This window comes from Gordonia sp. w5E2 (genome assembly GCF_036540975.1).
GTDB classification, from domain to species: Bacteria; Actinomycetota; Actinomycetes; order Mycobacteriales; family Mycobacteriaceae; genus Gordonia; species Gordonia jacobaea.
This window is the reverse complement of sequence record NZ_CP144213.1, coordinates 1,230,237-1,244,735: the sequence shown is the minus strand read 5'-3', so window position 1 is coordinate 1,244,735 and position 14,499 is coordinate 1,230,237. Positions and strand designations below refer to the sequence as shown.

Genomic DNA, 14,499 nt, shown 5'->3' with positions numbered 1-14,499 from the left:
TGATAGTAGTTGTACGATAATTCAACTAGAACTATCGTACAACTACTATCTGAGGGCAAGGTGTCCCCACACTTCCCGAGACTCACGTCATGGCTTCACCCTGTCGCCCGATCCGTTCGAGAAGGTAGCGGCGCTCGGCGGCGTTGTCGGTCAGTCCGGCAGAGATGCGGTAGTGGTCTGCGGCTCGGCCGTGGTCGCCGAGGCGCTCAAAGAGGTGGGCCCGAACAGCGTGGGCGCGCTGGGTGACGAGAGGGTCGTCGGTGAGGTGGTGCTCGCGGTCGACCTGATCGAGGAGCGCGAGTCCCCGCTGAGGGCCGAAGGCCTCGGCAACCGCGACCACGCGGGCAAGACGTACCGGAGCGGTCGGCTGAAGGCGCTCGAGCCAGATGGACAACGGAATCGCAGAACTGTTGAACCGCGACCGCGACACCCTGGCCAGACTCACCACAGTCGACACCGACGGATATCCACACGTGACACCGATAGGGTTCCTCTGGACGAGTGGCCGCTTCCACCTCACCAGCCGTCCACATCTGGCACGCATACGCGCCAATCCACGGGGTCGGGCTGGTTGTCGACATCGAAGACGACTTACGACCCGACGGCGAACGACCCAACAAGCAAGTACGCGCCTCCGGGCAATCGGAGTTTTCAACCGGCATCCAGCCGAGGGAATTCCACTCCGACCTAATCGCTCAGGCTAGCTCAGATAGGCACGCGCACGTTCAGCCATTGCCCACAGCTCGGTGTCGCTAATCTCGACTCCTGAGAATATGAGACTCACATTGACTACATCAGAGAACAATGACCACCCTCTGCGACCTGAATCGTCTGCCATCGTTCGGACGTATGAGTGTTGCCCGAATGTTGCCGCCTTTGCGGTCGGAATCGGCGCGAAAGAGTACGAAGACCCTTCGTACAATCGTCGCTCCTCATCCATGTCACCGACCTCGGAAGGATGTTGCGGAACAGTCATAACAAATGTGGCCGTCCGCGCGTAATCTTCTGATAGCACCAGGTTAGCGGCAAGAAATCGATCCGGCGCGACTTCGTCGTTGTCAATTTCGATGGCATACGCCCGAAGCTGGTTCGGAAGAATTTCGACCAACGCGGCATGATCGCCGCGAAGCGCAACTAGTCGACCTTCAGTTGCAGACACTGGCGCCGATGCCCCCGAACTCGAGCTTGTAGGTCTTATACTTTGATCTTGACAGCCCGAAACGCCAATGATCGCGATCGCCGAGACGGTACACCACCGAACGCTAGCTTGCCAGCGCCGCTGAGGGAGACCCTTCATGAGAACCCCCCACAGGCCGACGTCGATCCCGTCGATGGGTAAGCCGTGATTATCTTGAAACTGGAGTCGCTCACGACGACATTCGACCAGAAATACGAATTAGTGAGTTGTCCGGTTCGCTTGTTGAACCTCCAGATCTTACGCGCATAACACCGGGTCGAGTCTCGACCAGAGCTGGTCCGCAGCGAGAACTCTTCAGGATGTTTGAGCGTGGCCTCTATAGAATAGTCCATTAGGTCCATCCACTTATCCCCGGTAATCCCGGCCATATTGCTCAGTCGTCCAGATGATTGCCCTTTATGTGCCCGAAACCCCACTTGTTGGTTCCACAGTACATCCGCGCAATTCCACCGGTCGTCGTGTATCCAACTGTGTCAGTAAAGTCCGCGATATCGTATTTTGCGATCTCGCGCATTTCTGACGACGCGCCGCACGGTCGATAGGGTGGCACACCGGGCGAGTCGGCTTGAATCCTGCCATTGAATATCGGCCCCCGGACGACGGCACCCGAATCACTGGCGGTGTCGAACTTGGTCGAGCGGAGCCGGACTGTCCGGCCGACGGCACCGGCACGATGGGCTCCTGCCCCGGTGTTGGTGACGGAATGTCTGTCGGCGCGTGAACAAACGGCTGAGGTCCTGCACCTGACGTGGTGGCCGACGCTGTCGGGATCGTCGGCGCGGTGACCGACGGCATCGAGGTCGTCGTAGTCGGTGTGCCCGGATCGTGGCATATGTACGGCGGTGTCGGCTCAGGAGCATCCGAGATCGTCGTCCCGGGATGTGCTGCCACACACGCTTGCTTCCACGACTGGTTGTATATCGCAGTCTCTCGCGCGCAACGCTCCGCCGGTGAGCGAAGAGGGTCTCTGACCTGTAGTGGAGCTAGGGAGAATCGAACTCCCGACCTACTCGATGCGAACGAGATTCGTACCGAAACCACCCGACCCAGGTCAGGGCGTTGTTCTGTTCGGAACTCGTTGTCTGCCTGCGCTTCTCGACCCAAACGGTTACGTGCGGCTGCGTTGGCAACACGCACTCGTGTTGGTCGTCCTGCGGGACCACTGCGGGACGGCTGCGGGACGGGTCCCGCCGATCGAACACATGTACTCACGCGGCTGTTCCCGCGCGACGGGGGTCGGCGGATCGGTGCAGGAGGTGCGAGACGTCCACGCCAGAACCCAGGAGGGGCGCAAGTGAATGACATCTTGTCACTCACTCGTAGACCCCTCGTCTCGAACGGCAGACCATCTCACCGTGGCGCGAGCTACTTGCTGCGCACTCCCCACGAGTGCGAGAGTCCCAGGAGCAGAGCATCGAATACCCCGCACGGCCAAGGGTCACCACATGCCGCACACGGTTGGTTGACCTCATGCACGTCTGGTCGGTGCTCGCGATAGAGCTTCGGTTCGATGGGCTGCTCGGGGTGCTGAATGTAGCTGTAGGCGTACTCATCGAGTCGGCTGTACTCGTTTGCTTCGTAAGTCACTCGACGATTGTGCCGCGACTCGTACAACGAGGATTGTCAGTGGTCGGGTGTTCACTCGCAGCATGAGCACATACACAATCCGAGTGACCACACCCGACAATCAAACGCGGCCCGTGGAGGTCCGAAGTCATAGCGTCCTCGATAGCGGGGTTCTCAAGGTCGAGCAAGCAGACGGTTTCGTTCAGCACTACTCCCCAACAGGGTGGCTGCGGGTGCTAGTTAGACAGCCCAAACCAGCGTCTCCTGTGATGGCCTCCCGCAACAGCATGTCGACCGATCCGTTCAGACGCTCATAGCTCCCCGTAGACAGCACTCATCGCGCTACTCACGGCGGTCTTGCCCGCTGGGGCGAGGGCGTCGAGTATTCCGGTGCGCTGGAGGCTCTCCCGCAGTGCGCCCAGGCGTCGAGCGACCTCGTCGGCGAGGAACGAGACGGTAGTGGGGTGTCCTAGTTCATCGACTACCAGGCCGTTATCGAGGGCGTCGTCGAGACAGCGGGCGGCGGATTCGATGTCGTGGCAGCGGGCCAGGGCTTCGGATGCCTCGGGGGTGGCGGGCACCAAGAGCGTCGGGTTGAGCACTCCACGTTTCATCGCGACGAACTGAGTCACAGTTGATGTCAACGCGATGGCCGCGTTGTGGGGATTGGTCACAAAAGGCTCCTCAAGGTGTCGCAGGGCCAGGGGTCCCGCAGGTGCGGCAGACTCCCAGACGTGCGGGGTCGGTGTGGGTGCGGAGAATCTCCGCGTCGAGGTCGTGGGTCGGATGGCGGTAGCCGCGTCGGGCGATGGCGGCGGCTGCCTGCTCGGGGATGGTCACTGCCCCTCCTCGGGTGCGATGCCGGAGCGCACCGCGTCGATGGTGTCGTGGAGTTGGTCGGCTAGGGCGAGGGCTTCGCGTTCGGACAGATGCCAGTTGATGCCCGCGAGCCGGAGGCAGATCGGGTATGGCCCCCTGCCGATGTCGACCACGGGACGGATCGGGCGGCGTCCGCAACTGACCTTCATTAGCACCCGTCCTCGGCGATGGCGTCCTCGATGTCGTTGGCCAGGTCCCATATCTCTTGGGCAAGCTCACGCGCCCGATAGGGGGTGAGGTCGGTCTCGCATCCTCCGGTGATCAAGGTGACCGTGGGGACGGGGAGAGTCCTACCCCAAGCGATCGCCGGAGAGTCGACCGAGGGAACCCCGGTGAGGTCGAGGTCTAACTCGGTCTCGCGCAGGTGCCATCGGGTGGACCACACCGCGAGCCGAGAGGCGATAGCCCGCCTGAGTTCACGCAACATCGTTTGATCCCATCGTTCGAGCTGCCATCCGCAGACCGGAGGCTTGGCCCAGGAGGTACCAAGAGTCACCCGCGTGTGTCTGCGGGTACCCGTCCGCGATTCGGTCAAGCTGTTCAGCAAGCTCGCGCAGTTCTTCGGGGGTCATGCGTTCCACGCCTTTGCATTCATCGGCCCCCAGGAGAGGGGCATCGGGTCGGTCATGGGTCGCGGCGTTCTGGGAATCACCGTTTTCCCTGGGGTAGTGAGCATCTCGGGGCGTTTCGACTTGATGAGGTATTGAGGCCGCTCGGGTTCGTAGTAGGTGTTCAAACAGCTCGCGGCCTGCATGAGTGCCATCACGAGGTCGTCGTGCCCTTGGGACTCGGGAACTGAAATTCGGGTGAGACCGGAGTCGAGCGTCTCAAATGACAAGTAGGACAACTGTTTTAAGAGTTCCGGATGTCGCGGAAGAACCAGCCGCCCCTGTTGTAACAGCAGCTTGATTGTGGAGAAGCCCGCCATCTTTCGCCGCGCCGTTGTGGTTACCGGGAGCACTCCCGGCATAAGGGGCTCGTGTAAGAACTTCTCATAGAGAGCTTGTGTCGGCCCCTGACCAACACCATTGGTCTCACTGACAACCGAGACGAGTTCGTATCCCCTGCCCACCTGAACGATCCGCTCGACGAACTGGGTGAACGGCATTCTGTAGTGGTGTTCGAGCCACGGCACGTAGAACACAGGCAGGTCGTCGCGCCGTCCGATGAGGTGTTCCTCGTCGACGGCCCCCAGGAGGACTAGGGCATTCGCGTCCAAGCTGTAGCCCCAATCCACCCCCGCCACTGCGGTTGCGCCCCTGGCCCTCTCGGGGGCTAACAGTTCGTAGTCCGCTGTCGCGCTCTCGATCTCATTGGTAGAGAAGTACGCCCCCGCCTCGTCGGGCCACTCCGCGAGGTACTCACGGGCAAAGTAGTTCGACGGCTCGCGGGCTTCGATGTCGGTGAGGTCTTCGTCGCTGATGAGAGGTGAGACGATCGACGGCCAATGCCACGACGCAACTTTCGTGTCGGGCACCCTGCCGAGGGTCCACAGCCGTCGGAAAAAGTGCTGCGGGTTACCCCAGGGCGAAGAGGACAGGACCACGCGACCGCGTCGGGCGATCACCGCTGGTTCTGCCGCCCGCCAAATATCCTCAGCGACGAACCCCGCCTCGTCGATGATGAGGAGATCGACGGCCCAGCCGCGAATCTGCCTCTCCGACGCGGGAACCGAGACGATCCGCGACCCGTTGCTCAGCGTGAGAGTCGTCTTATGGTCGTCGACGACGCTGCCCCGCAGGATCGGTGCTTTCGTCGCGAGGGTCCCGCACTCGTCGAGCAACCGCAGAGAGGCCGTCTCACCGGCACTCACTAACAGGGTCAGCGAGCCGGGCACGGTGAAGGCTTGGTGCAACGCCAGGACCGCGAGAAGTCGCGACTTGCCGACCTGCCTGCCCGCGCAGACGATTCGGTACCGGGCCTCGGATTCGGCCATCTCTAACTGATGCGACCACAGTGGTTGCCCGATCAAGTTGTCGGCGAACCTGCCGACGTGCTGGAGGTCGTCGAGGGTTGTTGTCACGCGCTCCCCCTCTGCTCGCGGAGATACTCCTCTTGCGCTTTGGCGATGTCGACCTGAGACCGACCAGCCTCCCCCAGGTCGCGTAATACCCGAGCATGAGATACGGGCGTAAGCCCAAGTGCGCCAGCGAGATTGAGAGCCAACTTATCGAGATCGGCACGGAACTTGGCTGCGGGCTTGATGCTGCCGCCCTTGCCGATGACCCCGTGTTCCTCCAGCCAGGCGTCGAGGCGTTCAATCTGTGCGAGGGTCGTCCCGTACCGGGACAGTTGCGGGCCGTAGCCCTCGTTGTCCAAGTGCGGCATAGCCTGTCGTAGCCCCGCGACGATCTCGTCACGGCGGGGGTTCACGAGCTTCGGAGAGTGCGCACCGTGCCGGAGGGCGCATTCGTTGCCGTCCTTGAAAAACGGGGGCCGCTGTCCTGGGAATGCAGGCACCCACTCGTTCACGCGGCCACCGCCTGCCTGATCTCGACCATATGGCACCGGCATGAGGGATGGAACAGCCCCAGCCTCTCGGCCTGGGCCACCGTGAACATCCCCGGGGTCGGTCGCAGGGCGAGGTGTCGATTATGGAAGGGGCGACACTTGCCGCAGGCCCCCTGCTCGGTGATCACCTTGACCACCGTCGACCCTTTCGCGAGGAGTGTCCCCGTGTATGCCTGCCGCGCAGCGTTGAGAATCGCTGTGTCGACGGCTCGTTCGGTCCACTCGACCGCGTCGTACTCACGCCCCAGAGAGTCGGTAATCCGCAGGATGCCGCGTGCGACGAACTCCCGCACAATCTCGCGCAGCACGTCCTCCCGGGTCTCAGTAGTGATCCGGGAGAGGGCCTCGTCCGCGAGTTCGTGGAACCGCTTCACCGAGATCGTTTCCATCCGCCCCAAGGCCAACAGGACGGGAAGCGTCAGCTTCCGGAGGGACGGACGGTAGCCGCTGCCTGCGGTCCTCCAGGCGTTCACCGTGCCCGTCATGACATAACTACTCAGAGTCGTCACAGTGGACGAGATCGAACGCCTAACTGCCCCCTCCTGCCCCGCAGGGTTGCGAGTCACGATGGCACGCTCGAACGCCACCTGGACAGCGGTTTTCAACTTCTGGAGCGCACGCGCCACCGCCCCGGCGGTGTTCGCCGCGATCCGGTAAGCGCGGTTCAGATTCATCTCACTTGACCCAGCGCTTCCGGAGGCGGGCTGCGGTCTCATCGGCAGAGGCCGCGATGGTGTTCTGCACCTTGCGGGCACGAGTGCGAGTCACCTTCGCCCGCCCCTGCGGGGTGAGCTTGGCGTCGTCGACCTTCACGTCGGTCGCACCACATACCGGACAATCGTCAAGGCCCTTCTCGGGTCCGCCCTGCGGGCTGTCTGCGTTGCGGTAGCGGGCCGCGAGGTCTTGCGCTGCCAACTCCTCGCGCATGTTCCCCTTGGCGCGCCTGGCCATCCGATCCGCCCGCAGCGCTGAGATAGCGTTCTCGTCGGTGACCATCGTTTTGTCGATCTCCCCCGGCTGGGCGGGCTTCCACTTCGGATCGGCAGTCGGCAAGGGTTCGTGGAATCCCTGGGTGGGGGTGTTACATGCCGGGCACGGAACACCCGGCGACTCCTCAATTGCTTTCTTGCGCTTGGTGATTACTGCGTTGGGCTTCGTGGGCTTCATGGTTCTCCTAGCTTCGGCCTCCGGCATACGCCATCGCTTCTTTCTGCTCGCGCAGACGGGCTAGCCGCATAGCGGTTTGGGCGTCGGTGCCGCTGATGTGATAATTCGTGGTGCGATTGTGCGAGTTGACGTTCTTGGTAGCTGTCTCCTCGTGGGTGGTGAGGGTTTGGGCTGCGGAGTTCTTAAACGTCTGCGCGACACCGAGACCCGACTCGACCGCCGAGTTGAACGTGCGCATCGCACCTATCCCCGCCTGTACCGCAGGCCCAACCCCGGGCACCGTGTTCGCCGCGCTCGTCATGGCAGTTGCCGAGGTGTCGGCGATCGTGCGGTTCAGGTTGTCGAGTACGGGGCCAGAAAGCGCACCGAGAATCCCGGACACGTCCGACCATTGCTCATCTGTGAGCACCGCTTCGGGTTTGCCGGTCTGGTTGCGTACCCAGGTGTCACCCACGGGAATCCTGCCGCCTGCGTCATACCAGTGCGGCGACTGCGATGACCAGAACTGCCACGCGTCCGAGGGCGTGTGATAGCGACTCTTGATGTACTGCCCGCCACCGACGGCTTGCTCGGCTGCTGTTGCGCCGTAGGGGAATTGCGCTCGGGTCGTGTCGAGGAACTGGAAGAGACCCTGTGCAGTGCTCGACGGGTTCGCCGCCCCGACATCCCAGGAACTTTCCCCGTTGATGAGGCGAAGCGTATCGAGCCACTGCGCGGCCTCGGTCCACCCGTACTTGAGCCACTCCGAGTAGACGGCTTCCTTGGCCCCTGGGGTGCCTGCGGCGATTCCGCCCTCGGGGACATCGGTCGGCATAGACGGGGACGCGGGTTGATCCGACGCGGGGCCTTCCAGCTTCGCCTGACCAGGGGTGGTCTGTCCCGAGGTGGTCGGTCCCGAGGTGGTCTGTCCCGGGGTGTTCGTAGGCGTGTTGGGGTTGTTCTGGTCCGGAACGGTGACGGTCTTCGGTGCCGTGTACGCCCCGCGACTGTTCGTCTGGGCCTTCCCCGCCAACCCCGCGAGGCCTGACAGGGAGTCGTTGCCCTGGGTACCCACCGCGTTGCCGACGACGAACGCCGCATTGACCGCACCGGGGAGTTCGTCGGGAATCCCGAACACTCCCAGTGTGTCCTGTGCGTAGTACGTCGCGGCGTCCTGAGCGAACTTGCCCGCCCAGCCGGAGATGGTGGTGGGCTTGTCCGAGTCGGTCGTGGCACTGGGGTCAGTGCTAGCGGTGGTGTTTGTGCTGTTCGGTGTCGTTCCGGTGCCTGGGTAGGTCGGGTTCGGGAGATTGCCTCCCGATACGTTCACGTTGGCGTTCAGGAGGTCCTGCGGGGCAATGGCGAGATGCCAGAAGTCGGTAAAGATCGACTGGTCTGCACCTTGACCGGAGCCGTACTCGATCGGGGTTCCATCTGGCCCGTGCGCCTCGAAAGGGGTCCCCCCGGGCAAGGTTCCGGCTGTGTGCCCGAACGCCCCTCCACCCTGGTCGTAGAAGCCGATGGTGATGGAATCGTTGCCACCCTTGCCCAGGGTGAACCCTCGTGCGGATAGCCACGGACCCTCGACGGTGGTGTTCATCCGACCGACAAACGGGTCTTCGCCAAACAGCGCGTTGATGCCCGCCGAGACGAGTCCAGAGCAGTCGATATCGGTGCGCGAGAATCCGCCCATCGCATAGAGCGCCGTGCTCGCCATTGAGGAGAGAAACGACATCATGCCCGCGAGGTCAGAGGGCTTGCCGGTGGGCGACGTTGGGCCAGAGGGCTTGCCCTGCTCGGAACCCGGCACAAAAGTGCTGTTGCTCTTGGCGTTCGGGTCCTCCACGGCCCCGCCCGTAGCCAACCCGGGAAGGTTGAACTTCTCCCCCTGGTTCATCGCGGTCAGAATCTTCTGGTTACCAGGGTGATTCGAGGCGTCGGCGGTAACCACTGTCTCCTTGTCCGCCACGCGAACAATAGGGATTCCGTCGGCATTAACGCCCACGATTGAGTCAGAGGTTCCCGTACCTGGTCCCGACAGGCGACCGTTCTCATCACGGACCGCGCCACCTGCATAGAGCCGGGGAATCTGCGGCATAGAGACAGTGAGAGATGGCAGCTTTTTGCCCATGATCTCCCAACCGCCGACCTTGATCGTGAAGGCGTTCCAGCGGTCGATAATCCAGTTCAACGACTCTTTAAACGCCTCCGAAATTCCGTTCCACATGCCGGAGGTCTTCTGCGCGATCGAACTACCCAGTCCCCCAAGCCAATTCAGCATGTCGTCCATCTTCTGAACGACGGCGTCTTTCGCGCTGCCCGCCTTGGTGCCCAGGTCGGCGAACCACTGTCCGACGCCCTGCGCGGCTGTCGAGATCGTCGACCCCGCCGTCGATGCGGCGTTCGAGATCGAACCCCAGGCACTCGACCCGACGTTCTGGAGCTTGTCTAGCGCGGTCGAGCCGATGTTCTGCATACCTTGCACGAACGAGGTAATCGTCGGACCGATGTTTTTGTCGTAGCTGTCTTTGACCGACTTTCCGACGTTGGCCCAACGCTCGCCTGTTTGCTTCCAGGCTCCACCGTCCCAGGACCCTGCCCCGTCGTCTCCGTCGCGTGAGGAGTAGCCGAACAGACCCGCAACACCACGGCCTGCCTTCCCGATGATGCCGTTCTTTGGGATAACCGGGATCGTGGCCGCGAGACCCGACTCGCCCGGGTTCCATGCCGGGTTGCCCTCGGAGTCAACGGTGTTGCCGTCCTTGTCTTTCAGCCGTGCGGAGTTCGCCCCTGCGCCTGTTGACTTCGACTCGTCGATGTTGGTCGGCTTCTTTTTGCCGTCGTCACGGGGACCCATACCGGAGACGAGATGCACGATGTCTGCGGCTGCCGAGATCGTGCTCGCAATGTCTTTGGCCGACTGCTTGACGTCCTCGAAAAAGTCTTTGAGCTTCTGTTGCCCCTCCGGAGACCCGAGGAACTGATTCCACTTGTCGAGGGTCGTCGAGATGCTCTTGAGCATGTCGTCGCCGGTGTCTTTCCCACCAGAGAAGATGTTCTTGACGAGTTCGACAATCTTCGACCCGATGTCCCAGAGTTCGTGAAACTTGTCGATCGCACCTTGGATGAACTCTTTGAGCTTGCCGTTCGAGTCGAGGCCCTTAATCCACTCGTCGAACTTTTGCATCGTGTCTTGGAAGCTCTGCCCGATGCCGGGGAGAAAGTCAGACCCGACGGACGCGATCGTAGTCAGCGCCGACCCGAGGTAGCCCAGGCCGCCCAGGAACTTGTCCACCGACGCAGCCGTGTTCGAGAAGATGTTCGACCACGCGCTGATGTTCTCGGGGCGCGACATCTGGTCGATAATCTTCGACAGACCCGAGTTGAACCCCGATGCGATGTCACCGAGGCCCTTGTTCAAGGTGGGCAGATAGTTGTTGCTCAGATCGACAATCTTCTGACCTAGACCATCAAATAGCTTGTCCTGCACATTATTTCGCAGTTCGCCGAACGCCCCGGACAGGCTCTTGATGTCGGTCACGAACTGGCGTGCGTTGGGCGATAGCTTGCTCATCGCCTCGGCGTACTTGTCGACCCCGCCCGCAGCCGCAGCCGTGGAGTGCGCCTGCTGGTAGTAAGCCTCGTTCAGTGCCCACTGCGCATCTCGCAAACGACGATTCGCGTCGGTCTCGCGGTCGGCAGCGTCGCTGAGTCGCTTCTTCGCCTCGACCACCTTGTCGCCGCCGTCGACGCCTTTCTGATTGGCATCCCGGGCATCCTGACCGGCTCGTGTCTGGTCGGTGTTCGCCTTATTGAGGCGGTTCTGCGCCTGTTGGACGCGGAGTTGGTCCTCGGCAACGTCGAGGTCACTCGCCTTACCCAGGGCGCGATCCTGCCGAGTCTTCTGGAGGTCGGCCTTGGCCCGCGCGAGACCCAGCGCCGCGTCCTGGGTGTTGAGCGTCGCGTCGGTCAACTGCTGGTTGACGTCCTCCAGCTCGCGCGCCTGGTCCTTATAGGCGTCGTTGAGGTCCTTTGCGGCGTCTCGGGCGTCCTGCTGCGCGTCGGACACAGCCCTAGCGGCGTCGGTCACCGACTCCTGAGCCTGCGTGACGCGCTGCGCGGCTTGCTCTTGGTCGTGGGCCGCGTCGGTCGCAGCACCGCCCGCAGAGGTGGCCGCGTCGCCGGATGCCTTGAACGCGTCCACGACCCCGCCGAGACCCAGGCCCAGGGTTGCCACCGACGCCCCAGCGGCCCCGATCACCCCCGGCAGGAGAGCAAACACCCCAAGAGCCTGAGAGGCAGACGCGATGAGCGGAACGAGCGAGATCGCAGCCAAACCAGCGAGTGCCGCAGCCGCAAGGCCGATCGCACCACTCAGATTGCTAAACGACCCCGCAGCGGATGCTGCCGCGTTCCCCGTACCTCGAACCCCCGTTGAGGCAATACCTCCGAGGACGCGCCCCAACCGGTCAATCGCGGAGCGGTCGTAGTCGATGTTCACGTGGACCGTGGGCCGCAACGACCTTGCCCAGGTCTCTATCCGTGCGGTCGCTCCCGCGAAGTCGGGGTCGAGACCGACGTTCACTCGCGTGGACGACGCCAGGGTTGCCCGCCTGAGAGAACGTTCCAGGGAGCGAGGATTGACCTCCGCATCAACCTTGACCGTGGCGTTCGACGACCTCGTCGCAGTGCGCAGCGAACGCTGTAGAGAACGATTGTCGACCTCGACGGGTATCTTCACCGACGCGCTTTTGCGGGCCTGCTCCGCGACTGCGCGAACTTCGGAAACAAACCGGGAGGCATCCGGAGTGATGCGCAGTTTGAGAGTGCCGCCGTAGCGATCGGCCAACGCTGCTCACCTCCGAAAGGACAAGTGGCCCAGGCCCTTATGGGCTTGGGTTCCGTCCTTTCTCGGGTAAGCGCGGGGTTGCGCTTCTGCTCTCTATTCTACGGGTCGCGTTTCAAACGCGACCCTTGAAACGCCGTACGATCGGCGGCTTTTTTCAGAACACACGCTAGGGTTTCGGTGTACCTGGTTTCTCCTGAACTCGGAATCCGGTAGGCACAGGTACACAACACCCCCGGGGCGAACGCGAGCCGTCCCCGGGGGTGTTTCTGTGTACGCGGAAATACCGTGCAATGACGCGGAAATACCGTTCAGAACCGCCCGTAGACAACAGCGTTCATGTGAAACGCGAACATCTTCGGCGGTGTTACGGCGACACAAGGAGCTAGGTAGATCGGGTCCTCATGCTCTGGGACAACCCAGTCTGCACCGATCCTCAAGGGCTCAAAACACACGGGGCACAATGACTCGATCAGAAGGGGGCGCTGCTGATGCTCCACGGTGATGACTCCTCGTGTTCGTCCTGTGCGTGCCAATGATAATCGGCGATCAGCTCCTCTGCGTTTTCCGAGTAGTACCGCTCATCAAATACGGGGCTTAGCTCAAAAGCATCGTCGATGTCGTGGGCGACGATCTGGATAGCCGCCATGAGGTCAGCGCCCCAATTCGCACTGACCCTTTGCTTCCCGGTCGGCGTTTGAACTGCCGACTGCTCCCAGGCTGCGAACAGGGCGTCGGGATTAATGACTATGCCGTGGTCGCAGCGAAGGCTGTGAATCATGCGCCAATGCCGAGCGTTCGGCTCCCAGTCCCTCCACAGCGGTCCCTGGGCATCGTTTAGCCGTTCCGTCGGCAGAGTGACCCTTCCGTTGTGACCTGGGTCATTGGGGAAAAGTGCACTTTTGATCGCGCGCAGTTGATCCGGGACCCGAGTACCAGCATCCGCGAGGTCGTCTGTTTCGGTCCTCATCCGGTCAACTGCGCCATCACGAGAACCATCACTAGGAACGGTCTGTGAAGAGTTCTTAGGAACGGTATGTAATTGCTGTCCCGATTCTGGGACATCGCGTTGTCCCGATTCTGGGACATCGTGAGAGGTCGTTTCGGTCGTCTCGGGGTCTGTTTTCGACTTGTTGTCGCGACCCTTCAACGAGTCCTTGACGACCACGGACAGTCGATACTCACTAGTGCGATACCCCCCGCCGTTGCGGTACTGGTGTCGCCGCGTGAGGAATCCCTTATGCTCCAGAGCACTCAAATGCCGCAGTAGAGTTGAGCGCCCGATCTCCAGTTCCCGTGCCAACTTCTCCTGGTTGACGTAGAGCACGCCGTTCTGATCGGCGAAGGTGTACATCTGCGCAAGTACCCCGCGCTCAGCGAGAGTCAGACCCCCGCGCTCGATACTGGGGAACTTGCCGAATCGCGTTGGTGACATATCCTTGGTCTGTGCCTTTCTTCTGGTGATCGGTGCGACGCAGGAACACCCCCGGCTGACTACTCGCCGGGGGTGTTTCCGTTTCTGTTGATATGCCGGTGTCGACATTAATCGACCACGGTGACTCCGTCGACGATCAGCGTGACCCCCTCGCGCCTGGCGTAGTGGGAGAGAACACCCAACATGTCGGGTTCGGTGTTCCCCGTTGCCGCCTCGTATTCCTTGCGACGACGGATGCCTGAGCGAACAGCGGACTCCGACAACTTCTGACCTCCCGCGAGATCAGAGGCATCGACGCCCAGGAGGAGCGCAGTGCACCGGGCATCCAGCATTGGTTCGCCGTTGATGGTGCGAACTTCTGCGCGATTTTTCATCCCTCGCCCCCCGCAGGTTCACCGTCTCCGAGACCCGAATCTTCGATCCTGCCGAACTTTTCGGCTCGATCGTCAAACGACAGTGCCGATTCCCGCTGTTGGTTGGCGATTCTGGGCGAGTTTTGAGCCTTTGGGGTCCTACCAGACCCCCCGCTCCCTTTACTGGCCTCAGAACTCCCCTCCAGTGCTCGATAGGTGTCTACCCCCGCTGCCTCAACTCGCGCCTTCATCAGCGTGAGCACTTGAACACGATTCTTCATCTGGGTCATCTCGCCGCGTAGGCGAGCGATCAAGCGACCCAGCTCGATCGGGTTCATGTCCTCGGGGTCGGTCACGATGCATCCTTGAGCATGTCCGCAATCCACTGCTCAATGACCGCCCGTTCCCAGTACCGCCTGCGGCCAATCGTGATTGAACGGGGAAGCCGCCCCTGCGACTGCATAGCCCGCAGGGTCCCCAGAGGCAGATCGGGCAAGAACTCCCGCCTGATCCCCTCGTAACCGAGAAGCTCGGTTGTGTTGTCGTCCAACATCTTTCCTTTCGT

General features: G+C 62.0%; 14 protein-coding genes and 1 tRNA gene. All 15 read right to left on the bottom strand.

What is annotated here, in order from left to right; genetic code table 11:
- Nucleotides 1-82: 82 nt before the first annotated feature.
- The gene (locus RND64_RS05720) at nt 83-457 is read right to left on the bottom strand and encodes a hypothetical protein (RefSeq protein ID WP_162491222.1); all 375 of its coding nucleotides are present in this window, start codon (nt 455-457) and stop codon (nt 83-85) included.
- Between the two features lie 1,719 nt (nt 458-2,176).
- Nucleotides 2,177-2,239 (bottom strand) — tRNA-OTHER (locus RND64_RS05715).
- 324 nt (nt 2,240-2,563) lie between these two features.
- Nucleotides 2,564-2,785 (bottom strand): hypothetical protein, encoded by a 222-nt coding sequence (locus tag RND64_RS05710; RefSeq protein WP_049697943.1) that lies wholly within the window; start codon nt 2,783-2,785, stop codon nt 2,564-2,566.
- A 290-nt stretch (nt 2,786-3,075) separates the two neighbouring features.
- Nucleotides 3,076-3,438: a hypothetical protein gene (locus tag RND64_RS05705; protein ID WP_049697942.1), complete on the bottom strand. Its 363-nt coding sequence runs from the start codon at nt 3,436-3,438 to the stop codon at nt 3,076-3,078.
- Nucleotides 3,439-3,448: 10 nt separating this feature from the next.
- Nucleotides 3,449-3,604: a hypothetical protein gene (locus RND64_RS05700; RefSeq protein WP_160318040.1), complete on the bottom strand. Its 156-nt coding sequence runs from the start codon at nt 3,602-3,604 to the stop codon at nt 3,449-3,451.
- A complete protein-coding gene (locus RND64_RS05695; RefSeq protein ID WP_049697941.1) occupies nt 3,601-3,792 on the bottom strand; it encodes a hypothetical protein in 192 nt (63 codons plus the stop codon). Before RND64_RS05695 ends, RND64_RS05700 begins: the two co-directional genes overlap by 4 nt.
- Nucleotides 3,792-4,070, bottom strand: a complete 279-nt coding sequence (locus tag RND64_RS05690; RefSeq protein WP_049697940.1) for a hypothetical protein — start codon at nt 4,068-4,070, stop codon at nt 3,792-3,794. The genes RND64_RS05695 and RND64_RS05690 overlap by 1 nt, the downstream gene beginning before the upstream one ends.
- Nucleotides 4,071-4,211: 141 nt before the next feature.
- Nucleotides 4,212-5,579, bottom strand: coding sequence for a terminase large subunit domain-containing protein (locus RND64_RS05685; protein ID WP_083444319.1), 1,368 nt, complete (start codon nt 5,577-5,579; stop codon nt 4,212-4,214).
- Nucleotides 5,580-5,662: 83 nt separating this feature from the next.
- The gene (locus tag RND64_RS05680; RefSeq protein WP_331436483.1) at nt 5,663-5,971 is read right to left on the bottom strand and encodes a hypothetical protein; all 309 of its coding nucleotides are present in this window, start codon (nt 5,969-5,971) and stop codon (nt 5,663-5,665) included.
- A 140-nt stretch (nt 5,972-6,111) separates the two neighbouring features.
- Nucleotides 6,112-6,828 carry a phage minor capsid protein gene (locus RND64_RS05675; RefSeq protein WP_049697938.1) on the bottom strand — a complete coding sequence of 239 codons (717 nt, stop codon included), beginning with the start codon at nt 6,826-6,828 and terminating at the stop codon, nt 6,112-6,114.
- Between the two features lies 1 nt (nt 6,829).
- A complete protein-coding gene (locus RND64_RS05670) occupies nt 6,830-7,321 on the bottom strand; it encodes a hypothetical protein (protein ID WP_152930009.1) in 492 nt (163 codons plus the stop codon).
- A 7-nt stretch (nt 7,322-7,328) separates the two neighbouring features.
- Nucleotides 7,329-12,149 (bottom strand): hypothetical protein, encoded by a 4,821-nt coding sequence (locus tag RND64_RS05665; RefSeq protein ID WP_049697936.1) that lies wholly within the window; start codon nt 12,147-12,149, stop codon nt 7,329-7,331.
- Between the two features lie 469 nt (nt 12,150-12,618).
- Entirely contained in the window at nt 12,619-13,581 is a 963-nt protein-coding gene (locus RND64_RS05660) for a helix-turn-helix domain-containing protein (protein ID WP_049697935.1), read from the bottom strand.
- A gap of 107 nt (nt 13,582-13,688) precedes the next feature.
- Nucleotides 13,689-13,955, bottom strand: a complete 267-nt coding sequence (locus RND64_RS05655) for a hypothetical protein (RefSeq protein WP_049697934.1) — start codon at nt 13,953-13,955, stop codon at nt 13,689-13,691.
- Entirely contained in the window at nt 13,952-14,290 is a 339-nt protein-coding gene (locus RND64_RS05650; RefSeq protein WP_049697933.1) for a hypothetical protein, read from the bottom strand. The genes RND64_RS05655 and RND64_RS05650 overlap by 4 nt, the downstream gene beginning before the upstream one ends.
- Nucleotides 14,291-14,499 lie beyond the last annotated feature (209 nt).

Bases quoted from the DNA above. Each gene is read 5' to 3' on its own strand.
- RND64_RS05695 (WP_049697941.1), bottom strand. From the start codon at position 3,792: ATGAAGGTCAGTTGCGGACGCCGCCCGATCCGTCCCGTGGTCGACATC.
- RND64_RS05690 (WP_049697940.1), bottom strand. From the start codon at position 4,070: ATGTTGCGTGAACTCAGGCGGGCTATCGCCTCTCGGCTCGCGGTGTGG.
- RND64_RS05685 (WP_083444319.1), bottom strand. From the start codon at position 5,579: ATGGCCGAATCCGAGGCCCGGTACCGAATCGTCTGCGCGGGCAGGCAG.
- RND64_RS05680 (WP_331436483.1), bottom strand. From the start codon at position 5,971: ATGCCGCACTTGGACAACGAGGGCTACGGCCCGCAACTGTCCCGGTAC.
- RND64_RS05675 (WP_049697938.1), bottom strand. From the start codon at position 6,828: ATGAATCTGAACCGCGCTTACCGGATCGCGGCGAACACCGCCGGGGCG.
- RND64_RS05670 (WP_152930009.1), bottom strand. From the start codon at position 7,321: ATGAAGCCCACGAAGCCCAACGCAGTAATCACCAAGCGCAAGAAAGCA.
- RND64_RS05660 (WP_049697935.1), bottom strand. From the start codon at position 13,581: ATGTCACCAACGCGATTCGGCAAGTTCCCCAGTATCGAGCGCGGGGGT.
- RND64_RS05655 (WP_049697934.1), bottom strand. From the start codon at position 13,955: ATGAAAAATCGCGCAGAAGTTCGCACCATCAACGGCGAACCAATGCTG.